Source organism: Xylanibacillus composti, assembly GCF_018403685.1.
In the GTDB taxonomy this organism is placed as follows: Bacteria; Bacillota; Bacilli; order Paenibacillales; family K13; genus Xylanibacillus; species Xylanibacillus composti.
Map to the genome: position 1 here is coordinate 23,285 of NZ_BOVK01000029.1, position 13,842 is coordinate 37,126.

17 protein-coding genes are annotated in these 13,842 nt (G+C 51.2%); 16 read left to right on the forward strand and 1 reads right to left on the reverse strand.

The window, feature by feature from the left end; all coding sequences use genetic code 11:
- The first annotated feature begins 8 nt into the window (after nucleotides 1–8).
- The 3 genes from XYCOK13_RS11645 (at nucleotide 9) to XYCOK13_RS11655 (ending at nucleotide 3,437) form a co-directional block, all read left to right on the forward strand.
- Entirely contained in the window at nucleotides 9–1,100 is a 1,092-nt protein-coding gene (locus XYCOK13_RS11645) for a GerAB/ArcD/ProY family transporter (protein ID WP_213412328.1), read from the forward strand.
- Entirely contained in the window at nucleotides 1,090–2,211 is a 1,122-nt protein-coding gene (locus XYCOK13_RS11650; protein WP_213412329.1) for a Ger(x)C family spore germination protein, read from the forward strand. The genes XYCOK13_RS11645 and XYCOK13_RS11650 overlap by 11 nt, the downstream gene beginning before the upstream one ends.
- 176 nt (nucleotides 2,212–2,387) lie before the next feature.
- Nucleotides 2,388–3,437, forward strand: a complete 1,050-nt coding sequence (locus tag XYCOK13_RS11655) for a glycoside hydrolase family 5 protein (RefSeq protein ID WP_213412330.1) — start codon at nucleotides 2,388–2,390, stop codon at nucleotides 3,435–3,437.
- Nucleotides 3,438–3,512: 75 nt separating this feature from the next.
- Here the strand turns inward: XYCOK13_RS11655 and XYCOK13_RS11660 are convergent, their stop codons facing one another.
- A complete protein-coding gene (locus XYCOK13_RS11660; protein WP_213412331.1) occupies nucleotides 3,513–4,091 on the reverse strand; it encodes a cupin domain-containing protein in 579 nt (192 codons plus the stop codon).
- A 337-nt stretch (nucleotides 4,092–4,428) separates the two neighbouring features.
- On the opposite strand from XYCOK13_RS11660, the gene XYCOK13_RS11665 reads away from it, so the two are divergent.
- The 13 genes from XYCOK13_RS11665 to XYCOK13_RS11720 all read left to right on the forward strand — a co-directional run bounded on the left by XYCOK13_RS11665 (nucleotide 4,429) and on the right by XYCOK13_RS11720 (nucleotide 13,755).
- The gene (locus XYCOK13_RS11665; RefSeq protein WP_213412332.1) at nucleotides 4,429–5,253 is read left to right on the forward strand and encodes an alpha/beta hydrolase family protein; all 825 of its coding nucleotides are present in this window, start codon (nucleotides 4,429–4,431) and stop codon (nucleotides 5,251–5,253) included.
- Between the two features lie 54 nt (nucleotides 5,254–5,307).
- Entirely contained in the window at nucleotides 5,308–5,460 is a 153-nt protein-coding gene (locus XYCOK13_RS11670; RefSeq protein WP_213412333.1) for a YezD family protein, read from the forward strand.
- Nucleotides 5,461–5,473: 13 nt separating this feature from the next.
- Nucleotides 5,474–6,280, forward strand: coding sequence for a sulfate ABC transporter permease subunit CysT (cysT, locus tag XYCOK13_RS11675; protein WP_213412334.1), 807 nt, complete (start codon nucleotides 5,474–5,476; stop codon nucleotides 6,278–6,280).
- Nucleotides 6,277–7,092 (forward strand): sulfate ABC transporter permease, encoded by an 816-nt coding sequence (locus XYCOK13_RS11680; RefSeq protein WP_213412335.1) that lies wholly within the window; start codon nucleotides 6,277–6,279, stop codon nucleotides 7,090–7,092. Before cysT ends, XYCOK13_RS11680 begins: the two co-directional genes overlap by 4 nt.
- On the forward strand, nucleotides 7,076–8,161 hold the full coding sequence (locus XYCOK13_RS11685) for a sulfate/molybdate ABC transporter ATP-binding protein (RefSeq protein ID WP_213412336.1): 1,086 nt from the start codon (nucleotides 7,076–7,078) through the stop codon (nucleotides 8,159–8,161). The genes XYCOK13_RS11680 and XYCOK13_RS11685 overlap by 17 nt, the downstream gene beginning before the upstream one ends.
- Before the next feature lie 26 nt (nucleotides 8,162–8,187).
- The gene (locus XYCOK13_RS11690) at nucleotides 8,188–9,285 is read left to right on the forward strand and encodes a sulfate ABC transporter substrate-binding protein (protein ID WP_213412337.1); all 1,098 of its coding nucleotides are present in this window, start codon (nucleotides 8,188–8,190) and stop codon (nucleotides 9,283–9,285) included.
- Nucleotides 9,286–9,425: 140 nt separating this feature from the next.
- Nucleotides 9,426–9,695, forward strand: a complete 270-nt coding sequence (locus tag XYCOK13_RS22240) for a hypothetical protein (RefSeq protein ID WP_308443023.1) — start codon at nucleotides 9,426–9,428, stop codon at nucleotides 9,693–9,695.
- Nucleotides 9,680–10,408 carry an aliphatic sulfonate ABC transporter substrate-binding protein gene (locus XYCOK13_RS11695; RefSeq protein WP_308443024.1) on the forward strand — a complete coding sequence of 243 codons (729 nt, stop codon included), beginning with the start codon at nucleotides 9,680–9,682 and terminating at the stop codon, nucleotides 10,406–10,408. Before XYCOK13_RS22240 ends, XYCOK13_RS11695 begins: the two co-directional genes overlap by 16 nt.
- 38 nt (nucleotides 10,409–10,446) lie before the next feature.
- A complete protein-coding gene (ssuD, locus tag XYCOK13_RS11700; RefSeq protein ID WP_213412338.1) occupies nucleotides 10,447–11,613 on the forward strand; it encodes an FMNH2-dependent alkanesulfonate monooxygenase in 1,167 nt (388 codons plus the stop codon).
- Nucleotides 11,603–12,385, forward strand: a complete 783-nt coding sequence (ssuC, locus tag XYCOK13_RS11705; RefSeq protein WP_213412339.1) for an aliphatic sulfonate ABC transporter permease SsuC — start codon at nucleotides 11,603–11,605, stop codon at nucleotides 12,383–12,385. The genes ssuD and ssuC overlap by 11 nt, the downstream gene beginning before the upstream one ends.
- A gap of 19 nt (nucleotides 12,386–12,404) precedes the next feature.
- A complete protein-coding gene (locus XYCOK13_RS11710; protein WP_213412340.1) occupies nucleotides 12,405–13,163 on the forward strand; it encodes an ATP-binding cassette domain-containing protein in 759 nt (252 codons plus the stop codon).
- Nucleotides 13,164–13,244: 81 nt separating this feature from the next.
- Complete coding sequence (locus tag XYCOK13_RS11715) at nucleotides 13,245–13,562, forward strand: hypothetical protein (RefSeq protein WP_213412341.1); 318 nt, start codon at nucleotides 13,245–13,247, stop codon at nucleotides 13,560–13,562.
- Entirely contained in the window at nucleotides 13,549–13,755 is a 207-nt protein-coding gene (locus XYCOK13_RS11720) for a YezD family protein (protein ID WP_213412342.1), read from the forward strand. Before XYCOK13_RS11715 ends, XYCOK13_RS11720 begins: the two co-directional genes overlap by 14 nt.
- Nucleotides 13,756–13,842: the final 87 nt, after the last annotated feature.

Genomic DNA, 13,842 nt, shown 5'->3' on the forward strand with positions numbered 1-13,842 from the left:
AGAACGCTATGGTTCGTGAAAAGCTGCACCCTCTGCATATTGCCATTCTGACATATATGGTACAGTCGGGAGTCATGGTGTTTGTTCTGCCGCGGCTGACGGCCGAAAATTACGGGAGAAACGGGTGGCTGTCGATTGTCATCTTCTCCGCTGCGGCTACGTTGAGCATTTTCCTTATCAGCCTTGTCTTTCGGCTTGGGAAAGAGACTTCCATTCTCCATATCGCCGAGTCGCTCGTTTGGAAGCCGCTCCTGATTCCCGTTTATCTGGTTCTTGTCAGCTTGCTTGCTTTCACAGGCTGTATGGTAGGCAAGGAGTTTATCCTGATCTTTCAAATGATCGCCTTTCCTACGACGAATCCCATGATTTTTAAGGGCGTCTTCGATATTTTGGCCTTGCTGCTGCTCCTGAAAGGCATATACAACATATCGAAGGCAGCCACGGTCTTCTTTTTTCTGACCATTTGGATGATGGCGCTCCTGCTTTTTTACCTTGGAGAGTTCGAATGGGCCAGGCTCACACCGTTCTTGTTCCGCGGGGACACGTCCTACGTTCATGGGGGAGTTGAAATCTTTACGGCATTTCTTGGTTTCGAGATCTGCATGTTTCTCGCCCCCTATGCCGAACGTGTCCGCTCCTTGTTCAAGGCTGTCTATATCGGAAATCTGCTTACTACGGTCGTATATTTGAGCGTCGCCATAGTCGCTTACGGCTTTTTCAGCTTTGGGCAGTTAGTGGAAACGAGATACCCGGTGCTTGATCTGCTTGCTTATATTGAGTTGCCCTTTATCGAACGAATGGAAAACTTCCTGTTCACGTTCTTTCTGCTGCTCATTCTCATATCGTCGGTCATGTACTTTTGGATGGCTGAAGAGATCTTAAATCATCTTGCCCCGCGCATTCAGAGAAAATGGCTGAGCGTGTTTGTAGTTTTCGGAAGCTTCTGCTTTTCGTACTTTCCCAGCTTGATCAGAGAGGTTGAAATGTGGCTGCGATGGCTTGCCTATGCGGAATTGGTGCTTGTATTTATCATTCCGGTTCTGCTCATTGGCTTGCTTCTTATTCGCCGATGGAGAAAGGGGGAGAATTATGCTGCGTAAGCGCATCAGCTGGCTGTTGGGGATAATTGTGCTTGCCGGGTGCAGCACGAGCGACCAGCGCATTTTGGAGGAACTGGGGTTCACGCATACGACCAGCTATGATCTGATCAGTCAGGAAGAGGGAGCAAGCGAGGATGAAAAACTGAAAATTACAATTTCTATCCCGAAGGCTGATCCGGATGCCGAAGACAAACGCGAGGTTCTCACCGCCACTGGAAGAACGAGCAAGGAAGCCCGAATCCAGTTGTCCAAAATGACCAACCGCACTTTGGTCAGCGGTCAGCTGCGGAACATCTTGTATGGATCGGAGTTGGCCCGAGCCGGGATCTGGGAGCATATCGATACGTTGATCCGCGACCCGTCGATTGGCCAGCGCGTCAAGATAACGCTTGTAGATGGGTCTGCGCATGACTTGCTCGCGAAAGAATATCCCGATCACCCGATCACAGGCGTCTATATTGCCCAAATGCTGGATAAAGAAGCGAAATACCAGACCGTACCTGACACCAACCTGTACCATTTTGTCCGGGATTATTTCGATGACGGCATCGATCCGGTCGCCCCTGTTATGAAGGATCATGGGGATCATGTGGACATATCCGGCATCGGCTTGTTTCAAGACGATCGATATGTGACGAAGATTGCGACTCAGCAGACTATGATCTTTGCTTTATTGCGAGGGGGATTCAAGCAAGGGGAAATCAGTATTCAATTAGACGATGGATCGGAAGGCCGTGAGTTTGTCTTCTTCAGTTCGCTAAGCAGCAAGCGCAAAGTTAAAGTGTTGAATCCGAAGCCTCCGTTTTCAGTGGAAATACACGTCACTGCCAGAGCGTCCGTTCTGGAGTATATTGGCGATTTGAAACCGAGCGAAGTGCCGGATCAGGAAAAGCTGGAACGAAAAATCTCGGACTATCTTCAGCAGGAAGCACAGAAAATGGTGGAAATGATGCAGAAGCATCAAGTGGACAGCCTGGGCATCGGGAAGGATATCCGGAATCATATGAGCTTCAAGGAGTGGTCCGAATTGGACTGGCGCGAGGCCTATGCCCAGATGGAAATACGCTGCAATGTGCAAGCCGAGATCAAGGACTACGGCAAGTTTCAATAGTTCTTGATCCCGGTGCCATGTTTCTGCATCGATTTGACCGAACAGTTCCAGCCTCGGGCACACATACCGTGAATTTCTTTTTATGATCAAAAAAGCAGCAGGAAAAATGAAGGGGGCAAGAGAATATTGGACTAGATACCGGCTCAAACAGTAGCAAGTATAAGGGAGGATGAAAGATGGGACAGCATGACTTCAAATCAGGCGTGAATTTGGGCGGTTGGATTTCGCAATACCGGGCATACAGCATGGAGCATTTCGACACGTTCATTACGGAACAAGATGTCGCGCAGATTGCCAAATGGGGAATGGACCATATCCGCTTGCCGGTCGATTATCCCGTAATTATGCATGACGGCGCAGAAGGTGCAGAGGGATGGAACGAGGAAGGTTTGTCCTATATCGACAAGTGCCTGGATTGGGCAACCAAGTACGGACTTGGCGTGGTACTGGATCTGCATAAAGCGCCGGGCTACAGCTTTGGGACACTGGACAAGAATAACCTGTTTACCGATGTTCGCATGCAGGAACGGTTTTGTCAAATCTGGCAGATGTTCGCCAACCGCTATAGATCGGAAGGGGAATACCTGCAGTTCGAGCTGCTCAATGAAGTCGTAGATCAGGACAGCACCAGATGGAATCGTCTCGCTCACCGAGCAATCGCAGCAATCCGGGGAGCCGATCATGGCCGTGCCATTATTTATGGCGGAAACTACTATAACTCTATTGACGAGCTGAAGGAAATCGAACTTGTCCCGAATGATGATCGGATTATTTATACTTTCCATATGTACAAGCCGATTTTGTTCACCCATCAGAAAGCGCCATGGGTTCCTGTATTGCATGCTTACAACCAGACAGTGGAGTACCCGGGAGAGGCCGTGGGCATTCAAGAATTTATAGACAGCAATCCCGATATTCGGGACAATCACATGAAGGAATACATTCCGGAATATATGGACAAGTCGCTGATGGAGAAATATTTGCAGCCGGCCGCAGACTTTATTGCACAAACAGGCAAGCCGCTGTATTGCGGTGAATACGGTGTCATTAACCGAACGCCTGCTGATAGCCGCAACCGTTGGCACAAAGATGTAACCGATCTGTTCAAGCAGATGAACATCGGCAGCGCGGTTTGGTCCTATAAAGAAATGAGCTTCGGACTGGTAGACGCTTCAGGCCAAGTAGTGGACGAGGAACTGGTGCGCATTCTTACCTCCAAGCAATAGGAATTTGCCCCATCTGCATGGGAAAGAGCCCTGTCGATGGGGCTATTTTCTTTTTTTGATACAAGGGCTAGTCGGCTATGCACCCCCTTCCGCGGCCATGGCGATCGCTTTCGTCTCATGAACAGTTCCACGGGGATGCTGGGGAGGCGCATAGATGGAATAAAGCTTCAACGGCGTATGTCCGGTGTTCGTTACATTGTGCCAGGTTCCCGAAGGAACCATAATCGCGTCGTTATCGGAAATAGGTTGTTGGAAATCAAGCCGTACCTTTTCTCTCCCCATTTGCACTAGCCCCCGGCCCGACTCTATACGCAGAAATTGATCGGTCTTGGGGTGAATTTCCAATCCAATGTCTTCTCCGGGATTGATGCTCATCAAGGTCACTTGGAGATGCTTCCCTGTCCATAAGGCTGTACGGAATGTCTGGTTCTTCATCGTTGCTTCCTCGATATTGATCACGAGCGGATGGGGACCGTAATCCTTGAGCTCATGCTCACGGTGTGAAGGAGGGGCGAAGTTCACATTCTCATTCTCCTCAGCGCCCCGGTACCCATAAGGGAAATAGGGGTTCCAATATGGGTAAGCGTGGTAGGGATGCCAATAGTAAGGTCTTGGATAAACATACGGATAAGGATATATATACGGGCTGTACATCTTCATTCTCCTTTCATGGTGCAAATTCCAAGATTTTCTTCATCCTACGCATCTGCCTGGCGGCAAGTGCCTGGACACCAGCGTGCTCATGCCGACAATTCGACTTGGGGGAAGACAGTAAAATGGCCAATGCCTGGGTCGAAAAAAATTTCAAAAAGGCAATTGACAGTTTATAAGCACAGGTGATAAGATCTAAAACATAATCTTATAACTAAGTAATCCAGTCGGAATTATGGGATATGTCGACCGGACCACCGGAGACACTACAAGTCCAGCACAAGCTTTATGGGCGTAGTGTCTCTTTTTGTACCATTTATGAAGGAAGGACAGATGATCGATGGAAAAACAGGTGACGATTCAAAGCGAAATGCATCCATTAGCCGCTACGCTTCACTATCCGACACGTGCCAAGGACAGCGAGTCCTGTTTGCGGTATCCGGCTGTAGTCATCTGTCACGGGTTCGTCGGCAGCCGCATAGGAGTGAATAGATTGTTTGTCAAAACGGCCAGAGCGCTTGCCAGTCGGGGATATTTGGTTGCAAGGTTCGATTACTCCGGATGCGGGGAAAGCGAAGGGGAGTACGGCTCTTCGCGGTTCGAGGACTTTGTCAGCCAAACCCGGCATGTCCTGGACTATGTTTGTGATATGGATTGCGTGGACATTAGACGCATTACCTTGCTTGGACATAGTTTGGGCGGAGCCATTGCCTTGTTCACCGCCGTGCAAGACAGAAGGGTCAGCAAGCTGGCGTTATGGTCAGCTGTCGGCCATCCGTTCCGGGATATTGTTCAAATAACAGGAATAGAGACTTACGATCATGCTGTGAAGGAAGGTGAAGCCGACTATCTTGGCTATTCGTTCCAGGGACGATTTTTTGCTTCCTTGAGCGAGCATCAGCCATTCAAGATCGCCAATCAATTCCAGGGAGATGTTCTGCTTATTCACGGAACAAGCGATGAGGTGATCCCGACAGACTACGCATTTCTTTACCAGAAGCTGTTCTGGATGAGAAACGGCTGGGAATGCGAGAAGGAAATTATTTTTCAAGCGGATCATACTTATTCAACCGGCGAACATGCCATGCAAGCCATTGACAAAACCGCAGATTGGCTGGAGGGAATGGAAAGGAAAAAAGAAGAATGGAACGGGTGGATGATTTAGCAGGCCATTAAACCAAGTATTCAGGTGTGAAAAGTTTGTGTTGGAGGGGTGAACATGGAAAAATCTTCAGAGAAAGAAAAAGAAATCATCCACTATATTCAGCAGAGCTTGTCGGACATTCAATACGGTTCCATTCATATCGTCATTCATGAAGGAAGAATCGTTCAAATTGAACGTACGGAAAAGCTTCGGATGGACAGCAAATGAAAGAGGGGTACCCATGTCATTGTCATTAGTCAAGGTGTTAATGAGAACGATCTTGATCGGTTATTTGCTCGTTCTGATCGTTCTGCCTATTAGCGCGGTCTACATGAAAGGCTTCTCTGAAGGTTGGGGCGCATTCCTGGAAGATGTTCAAGACGGGGTTGCGGTGAAGGCGGTATGGTTGACGATCAAGCTTAGTGCCGTTACCGCCTTAATCCAAGCCGTTGTGGGGACCCTTGTTGCGTATACGTTAGTCCGTTACACATTTCCGGGAAAAAGAATACTGAACAGTCTGGTAGATCTCCCGTTTGCTTTGCCGACGGCTGTCTCTGGCGTCATTCTCTTAACGATGTTTAGTCCGAACAGCGTGCTCGGTTCGGCGCTGGCGGATGTCGGCATTGAGCTGCTTTATAATCACTATGCGATTGTGATCGGCATGACTTTCGTAACATTTCCGTTTGTCGTCCGCGCGATTCAACCGCTGCTGGAGCAATTGGATCAGGCAGAGGAAGAAGCCAGCTCCATTCTGGGAGCCGGACGCTGGATGACGTTCCACAAAGTCGTGTTTCCGGCCATACTTCCGGGCATTCTCTCGGGGAGCATGCTGGCGTTGTCACGGGCCTTGGCGGAATTCGGCGTCATAGCGCTCATTTCCGGAAATTTGCCGGAGCGGACATTGGTAGCCTCCGTGTACATTTTTGCAGAAATTGAAACCTTTAATCCGGTAGGAGCTTCTGTCATATCCATCGTGCTCCTAACGCTTTCCTTCCTGATTTTATGGTGGGCGCATTTCATCCAGAGAAGGAAGGAGCGATACGCATGAGAAAACTTACGATCGGAGCGACTTGGTCGATCTTTGCCGTTCTTATTTTATTGCCGCTCGGCTATGTGATGTTTGCCGCCTTCTCCGAAGGATGGAGCGGTTTTTACGAGGCGATCACGCGGCCCGAGGCGAAGCATGCATTCAAAATTTCATTCATCATCGTAGTCATTTCCACAGTCTTGAACGTCGTAGTGGGAGTCTTCCTGGCTTTGGAGCTCGTCAGAGGAAGGTGGCTGGCAAGATGGCTGAAGCCTGTTATGAACGCCATTGTTGATCTGCCCTTTGCCGTTTCTCCCGTTATAGGCGGTTTGATGATTATTTTGCTGTTTGGCCCGGAAACGATACTGGGCGCTTTTTTCGATAGTCTTGGCTACAAGATTGTGTTCGCGCTTCCCGGGATGGTCATGGCAACGCTATTCGTCACATTTCCGTTCGTCGTTCGGGAGATTGTCCCCGTGCTGCAGGAAATCGGCACCGAGGCTGAGGAAGCATCCGCTATGTTGGGCGCATCTTCGACTCGCACCTTTTGGCGCATCACGTTTCCGGCAATAAAATGGGCGGTAGTTTACGGTGCGGTGTTGACAATTGCCAGATCGTTGGGCGAGTTTGGCGCAGTGCTTGTCGTATCGGGAAATATTATGAATGAAACCCAGACAGCCACTACGTTGGTGTATCAGGATGCAGACAATTTCAATTTGGTTGGCGCCAATGCCATTGCTCTGGTGCTAGGCCTCATCTCAGTCATGATTTTATTGTTCCTGGAATGGCTGAAGCATAGAAGGGAAGTGTTGATTCATGGACATTCAGGTTAGAGGGCTGCATAAGCATTTTGGCAGTTTTCACGCCATTCGGGGGGTCAGCTTTGACATACAGAAGGGAAAGCTAGTTGGCTTTCTTGGACCGAGCGGGGGAGGCAAGACGTCCATTCTTCGCATGATTGCGGGCTTGGAGAATCCCTCTTCGGGCGATATTTATTTGGGCGGACAATTGGCGAATCATGTTCCCGTCCAGAAGAGGAAAATCGGTTTTGTCTTTCAGCATTATGCCTTGTTCAAGCATATGAGCGTTTACGACAATGTCGCTTATGGTCTGAAGGTGCAGAAGAAGAGCAGGGAAGAAATTGATGAGCGCGTCACGTATTTGCTCAAGCTAGTAGGGCTGAGCGGGACGGAGAAGAAGTATCCTCACCAGTTATCCGGCGGGCAGAAGCAGCGTGTTGCATTTGCGAGAGCATTGGCTCCACAGCCGGAGCTGCTTCTGCTTGATGAGCCCTTTGCCGCCATTGACGCCAAGATTCGCAAGGAGCTGCGCAGCTGGCTGCGGGAGCTGATCAATGAAATCGGGATCACAAGCATCTTCGTCACGCATGATCAGGATGAAGCGATAGAGGTTGCCGATGAAATCCTCGTCATTCAACAAGGTCTTCTGGAGCAGCAGGGGACGCCTTACGAAGTATACAGCAAGCCCCAGTCCGCATTTGTCGCCCGCTTTATCGGAGAATCCAATTCTTTGCCGGAGGCGCCGGCATGGAAGCCGTTTCCCGAATTGCAGCATTACGCCGAGCAAGGCCGATGGAAGCGGGGAACGTCCGTGTACATTCGTCCCGAAGCAATCGAAGTGCGTCGCGCGGATACAGAAGCAGTCCGGTCCGCCGGTATTCAGGGCGAGGTGCGCCACGTTCATTTCCGCGGAACCGCTTGGTATTTGGAGGTAGAGGTCGAAGGCGCTAGATTGATGGCTTATCAGGATATCGGGCAGCAGGTGTTTCAGGTAGGCGACAAGGTGAATGTGCTCATCCATCGGCTGCTGGTGTTTGCGCCTGAGGAAAATACGGTATTGGACAATCGCTTGTTGAATGATCCGATGCCTGTTTATATATAAAAGTTTCTATGAAGGAGTGGGTTGGCATGAAGAACAGAAAGCGTATGGCTTGGATAGCCATCATCAGTTTGCTCATTGTCGCGGTGCTGGGAGGATGCTCGAACGCACAACATGCAAGCTCTGGCGGGAATGCAGAGACGAATGCGGGGGCGAATGCAGGCTCCGGAACAAGTCCGAACGATGGCTCGGAGACGGTAACTTTGACGATTGGCGCCTATACGGTTCCGAAGGAAGCGGTGCAAGCGATTATTCCGCTATTCCAGGCCGAATGGAAGGAAAAGACTGGACAGCAAGTGGTGTTCAAGGAGTCCTATGAGGCGTCCGGCGCGCAAGCCCGCGCCATTGTGCAGGGCTTCGAAGCCGATATTGCTCTGCTGTCGTTGGAAGGCGATGTAGATAAGATTGAGGAAGCCGGCTTGATTACGAGTGATTGGCGAAGCAAGCCGCACGGCGGTATGATCACAAGCTCTGTAGTCGCTTTGGGCGTACGCGCAGGAAATCCGAAACAGCTTCATGACTGGACAGATCTGACGAAGGAAGGCATTGAGGTGCTGATCCCGAATCCGAAAACGTCAGGCGGCGCGCAATGGGACGTCAATGCGATATATGGAGCCGGATTGAAAATTTCCGAGGAAGCCGGGGCTGCGAATCCAGCTGAAGCCAAGGAGCTGCTGTCCCAAGTCTATCGAAATGTGAAGGCGTTGGATAAGAGCGGCCGGGCATCGATGACGACGTTCGAAAAAGGCATCGGCGATGTCGTGATCACGTATGAGAATGAATTGCTGCTCCGCAATATGGAGGAAGAAATCTACGACATTATCGTTCCGAATTATACGATCAAAATTGTGAATCCTGTTGCGGTCATCGATCAGAATGCCGAGAAGCACGGCGTGACGGAGGTTGCGCACGCATTCGTTGACTTCTTGTGGACGAAGGAAGCGCAGGAGGAATTTGCGAAGAGAGGCTTCCGTGCCGTGGACCCGGATGTTCACGCACAATATGCCGAACAATACATTACGCCTGACGGCTTGTTCGACATTGATTATTTGGGCGGCTGGAGTCAAGTGCGCGAGGATATTTATGGCGATGGCGGCATTTGGGATCAAGTTGTGAAAGGAAATTAATGTTTGCATCCCCTAATTCTCAGTAAAGCAATAAGTGAATTGGAATAAAGATAAAAAGTCGACCGGACCACTGGAGACTTCTCACTGCATTTAGATGAGAGGTCTCTTTTTTTATATCAAAAGAAGGAGTCTGTTGCTAGATGAATGTGAACAAGCAAATCCCCCCAGGTGTACCTATCTTAACGCTGTTCATAGTGATTGCGCTTCTTGCAGGATGCGCGAACAATGAAGCGGCATCAACCGGAATTGCGGCCGATGCGTCCGGCAAGGTTATTCGCATCGGATACCAGAAGTATGGGACGATGCTGATTCTGAAGTCGCAGGAAACGCTGGAGGAACAATTGAAAGGCAGCGGCTATCGGGTGACATGGATTGAATTTCCGGGCGGACGCAAATGCTGGAAGCGTTGAATGTCGGCAGCATCGACATTGCCCATACGGGGGAAACGCCTCCGATTTTCGCCCAGGCTGCCGGCGCTCCGCTCGTTTATTTGGCTCATGAGCCGCCAAGTCCTGCCGGCGAAGCGATTGTTGTGCGCAAAGAGTCGGACATCGAGACGGTCGCCGCGCTGAAAGGGAAGAAGGTAGCCTTGAACAAGGGCTCCAATGTGCATTATTTGCTGGTCAAAAAACTGGAAGAGGCCGGCTTGCAATATGAAGATATTGAAACGGCCTATTTGCCGCCAGCCGATGCCCGAATCGCTTTCGAAAAAGGCGATGTGGACGCATGGGTTATCTGGGACCCGTATCTTGCCGCGGTGGAGGATGCAATAGATGCCCGAATCTTGGCGGACGGCGAAGGGTCCGTGAAAAATTATGAGTTTTACCTCGCTTCCCGATCATTTGCCGAGCAACACCCGGAAGCTGTTAACATCTTGCTGAAGGAACTGGATAAGGCGGATCAATGGGCTGCCGAGCATCAGGAGGAATTGGTCGAGGTGCTTGCCCGCGAGATCGGTATGGATGCAGCGCCCGTGGCGTTGGCGTCTGGCAGACGCGGATATGGCGTCCAGCTCGTCAACGATCAGGTGATTGCCGAACAACAAGCGATTGCGGACACCTTCTACGACTTGCAGCTCATTCCGGAGAAGATCGACTTGAAGGATGCCGTATTGTCCGAATAAACCTATTGCGCGAGACATGACGAAAGGATGAGATGCTTATGGAAATATTCTGGTTTATTCCCACACATGGGGACGGCAGATACTTAGGGACCGAGCATGCGGCAAGACCAGCCGACTTCGCCTATATGAGGCAAATCGCACAGGCAGCGGATGAACTTGGTTATCAAGGGGTGTTGATCCCTACAGGCAGATCCTGTGAGGATGCCTGGATTGCCGCGTCCTCCTTGATATCGGCAACACAGAAGCTTAAATTTCTGGTAGCCGTGCGGCCAGGGCTAATGTCGCCTGCCGTAGCGGCGAGAATGGCCCTCACCTTCGACCGTATATCGGAAGGCCGGCTACTCATCAATGTGGTTGCCGGAGGTGACCCGGTAGAGTTGGCGGGAGACGGCTTGTTCCTGGATCATGATTCCCGTTACTCGCTCACAGATGAATTTTTGGATGCATGGCGGCTGTTCATGCGTGGCGAGAAGGTCGATTACGCCGGAGATTATATTCGAATTAAGGGAGGGCAATTGGCGTACACGCCCGTTCAGAAGCCCTATCCGCCGCTCTACTTCGGAGGATCGTCGAAGGCCGGTCAGCGAGTGGCCGGCAAGCATGCAGATGTGTATTTGACCTGGGGGGAACCACCGGAGCAAGTGAAGGCCAAGGTGGAGCAGGTTAGAAAGCTTGCCCGCGAACAAGGGCGATCTGTAAGGTTTGGCATCCGGTTGCACATCATTGCAAGGGAAACGGAGCAGGCGGCGTGGCAGGCGGCGGAAGACTTGATTCGCTACGTAGACGAGGAGAGCATCCGGGCAGCCCAGAACATATTCGCGCGCTTTGATTCCGAAGGCCAACGGCGCATGGCAAGTCTTCACCACGGGAAGCGCGATGGCTTGACTGTATCTCCCAACCTTTGGGCGGGGGTCGGACTAGTGCGGGGAGGAGCCGGAACGGCGCTTGTAGGCAATCCGCAGCAGATTGCCGAACGGATCGAAGAATACAAACAAGCGGGGATTGACAGCTTTATTTTGTCAGGCTATCCGCATCTGGAGGAATGCTACCGCGTGGCGGAGCTCTTGTTCCCCTTGCTGCGCGTTTCAACCGGGAAGTCTGGCGGGAAAGCTGCTTATGTCAGTCCGTTCGGCGAGCTGGCAAATCGGAACAATACAGCCGCTCATGCTGAAACTGCAGGGAGTGACAGTCTAGATGGGAAATAGGAGGAAGAACTGGGCGCACGCCTTCATTCCTTGGCTGCTTCCGCTGCTGTTCCTGACAATCTGGCAAGCGGCGGGCAGCCTGGGTTGGATCGATGCACGAACCGTTTCGACTCCATACGCGGTGTTGGCTGCCTTGGTTCGGCTGTCTGCAGAGGGTGATCTGTTCCATTATATAGCAGTCAGCTCTTCACGCGCTTTTCTGGGTTTTCTGATTGGCGCAAGCGCAGGATTTGTGCTTGGGCTCGTGAATGGACTTTTTCCGCTTATCGAGAAAGCAACGGACACTTCGGTGCAGATGATCCGCAATATTCCGCATCTTGCCCTGATCCCGCTGGTCATTCTATGGTTTGGCATCGGGGAGGAAGCCAAGATATTTCTCGTTGCGCTTGGCGTCCTGTTCCCTATATATTTGAACACCTTCCACGGCATTCGCATGGTGGATAAAGGACTGATCGAGATGGCAAGGGTATACGGACTGAACGGATTCGCTTTGTTTCGCAACGTCATTTTGCCAGGCGCCTTGACCAATATTCTGGTCGGCATTCGATTTGCGCTGGGCATTATGTGGATGACCCTGATCGTGGCGGAAACGATATCCGCAGACTCCGGCATCGGCTATATGGCGATGGACGCAAGAGAATTTATGCGAATGGATGTAGTGATCTTAAGCATCCTGCTTTACGCCTTGCTGGGGAAGCTGTCGGATATGCTGGCGAAGCTGCTGGAGCAGAGATGGCTGCGTTGGCATCCGGGATATCACACAAGCAAGTAGAGGGGGGGGGAAGCGACCATTGTCGACTGGTACTGCGTTAGAAATAGAAGGCGTGAGCAAATCATTTCAAGCTTTGCCTGTACTGAAGGAGCTGCGTCTGACTATTCCAGCGGGGCAATTTGTAGCCATCGTCGGGAAAAGCGGCTGCGGCAAGAGCACGCTTCTCCGATTGCTGTCCGGATTGGAACAGCCAAGTTCCGGCACGATACGCAGCAACGGCCATCCCGTATCGGGCTTACAAGCAGAGACGCGACTGATGTTTCAGGATGCCAGACTGCTTCCATGGAATAAAGTCGCGGATAATGTGAGGCTGGGAAGCAGATCCAACGATAGGACGCTTGCGGCTGATGTTCTGGAGCAAGTTGGATTAAGGGACAAGGCAGACGAATGGCCGGCTAATCTGTCGGGCGGGCAACGCCAGAGGGTCGCGCTGGCGCGCGCTCTGATCGGCCAGCCGCGGCTTCTGCTGCTGGATGAACCGCTTGGCGCGCTTGACGCGCTTACGCGTATTGAGATGCAACAGTTGATTGAAGCGATCTGGACGAAGCAGAAATTTACAGCCGTCTTGGTCACTCATGATGTGAGCGAGGCGGTGGCGTTGGCGGATCGGGTCATCTTGCTTGAACAGGGACGCATCGCTTTGGACATCGATGTGCAGTTGGCAAGACCGAGGGTGAGAGACAGCGGATTTATTCACTATGAGAAGCTGATCCTGGATCGCGTAATGGGCAGGCAGGATCCGTTCGCCGCTGAGAAACAGGAAAGCTATGACATTTAAGCCGACCATATGGATGGAGGCTTCTTTCTTGCAAGAGAGAAGCCTTTTTCCTGTATAGGCAGGCTGGAAGGGGAAATGAATGTGAATCGTCTACAGGTTGTCCACTACCCGGACATCGTATTGGCGCAATATTGCCATGATCAATTCGGCTTGAACAAGGGAGTATACAACACGATTGATGAATGGTTGTTCAGCCATGGAGAACAAGATGTAATTTTGCGCAGGACGCAAATGGTTCGTTTTTTGGAAGATTGCAAGAATAGGGCGGGGTATTCGGCTGCTGGTCAACTTACGTTCGGAAGAGGTACGCTGACGGAGAAGCTCGCATTGTTTCAACAGAGGTACGGGCATGACAGTCAGAAGGCAACGGAAGGGAGCGGTTCTCATGCGAGCCTCTAAGAGCGGCGGAGAGGGTTGGGATTGGAAATGGCTGCTGTCGCAATTCGAAGAGATGAAGTTTGGCTCCATACAAATAACCATTCATGACGGCAAGGTTGTCCAGGTTGACCGCACAGAGAAGTTTCGTTCCCCCCAAGCATCAGCGGGCCAATCATTGCCGACTAGACGGAGCATCAACGAACAGAGCAGATAGCTTGAGAACGGTTTGGAGCTGGTAAGTAAGCATGATGATAGCAATTGCGAAATGCGCGAAATGGGTGCGCGACTTCCTTGCGAAGCG

Coding starts and splice junctions, on each gene's coding strand:
- XYCOK13_RS11645 (WP_213412328.1), top strand. CDS start 9: ATGGTTCGTGAAAAGCTGCACCCTCTGCATATTGCCATTCTGACATAT.
- XYCOK13_RS11650 (WP_213412329.1), top strand. CDS start 1,090: ATGCTGCGTAAGCGCATCAGCTGGCTGTTGGGGATAATTGTGCTTGCC.
- XYCOK13_RS11655 (WP_213412330.1), top strand. CDS start 2,388: ATGGGACAGCATGACTTCAAATCAGGCGTGAATTTGGGCGGTTGGATT.
- XYCOK13_RS11660 (WP_213412331.1), bottom strand. CDS start 4,091: ATGTACAGCCCGTATATATATCCTTATCCGTATGTTTATCCAAGACCT.
- XYCOK13_RS11665 (WP_213412332.1), top strand. CDS start 4,429: ATGGAAAAACAGGTGACGATTCAAAGCGAAATGCATCCATTAGCCGCT.
- XYCOK13_RS11670 (WP_213412333.1), top strand. CDS start 5,308: ATGGAAAAATCTTCAGAGAAAGAAAAAGAAATCATCCACTATATTCAG.
- cysT (WP_213412334.1), top strand. CDS start 5,474: ATGTCATTGTCATTAGTCAAGGTGTTAATGAGAACGATCTTGATCGGT.
- XYCOK13_RS11680 (WP_213412335.1), top strand. CDS start 6,277: ATGAGAAAACTTACGATCGGAGCGACTTGGTCGATCTTTGCCGTTCTT.
- XYCOK13_RS11685 (WP_213412336.1), top strand. CDS start 7,076: ATGGACATTCAGGTTAGAGGGCTGCATAAGCATTTTGGCAGTTTTCAC.
- XYCOK13_RS11690 (WP_213412337.1), top strand. CDS start 8,188: ATGAAGAACAGAAAGCGTATGGCTTGGATAGCCATCATCAGTTTGCTC.
- XYCOK13_RS22240 (WP_308443023.1), top strand. CDS start 9,426: ATGAATGTGAACAAGCAAATCCCCCCAGGTGTACCTATCTTAACGCTG.
- XYCOK13_RS11695 (WP_308443024.1), top strand. CDS start 9,680: ATGCTGGAAGCGTTGAATGTCGGCAGCATCGACATTGCCCATACGGGG.
- ssuD (WP_213412338.1), top strand. CDS start 10,447: ATGGAAATATTCTGGTTTATTCCCACACATGGGGACGGCAGATACTTA.
- ssuC (WP_213412339.1), top strand. CDS start 11,603: ATGGGAAATAGGAGGAAGAACTGGGCGCACGCCTTCATTCCTTGGCTG.
- XYCOK13_RS11720 (WP_213412342.1), top strand. CDS start 13,549: ATGCGAGCCTCTAAGAGCGGCGGAGAGGGTTGGGATTGGAAATGGCTG.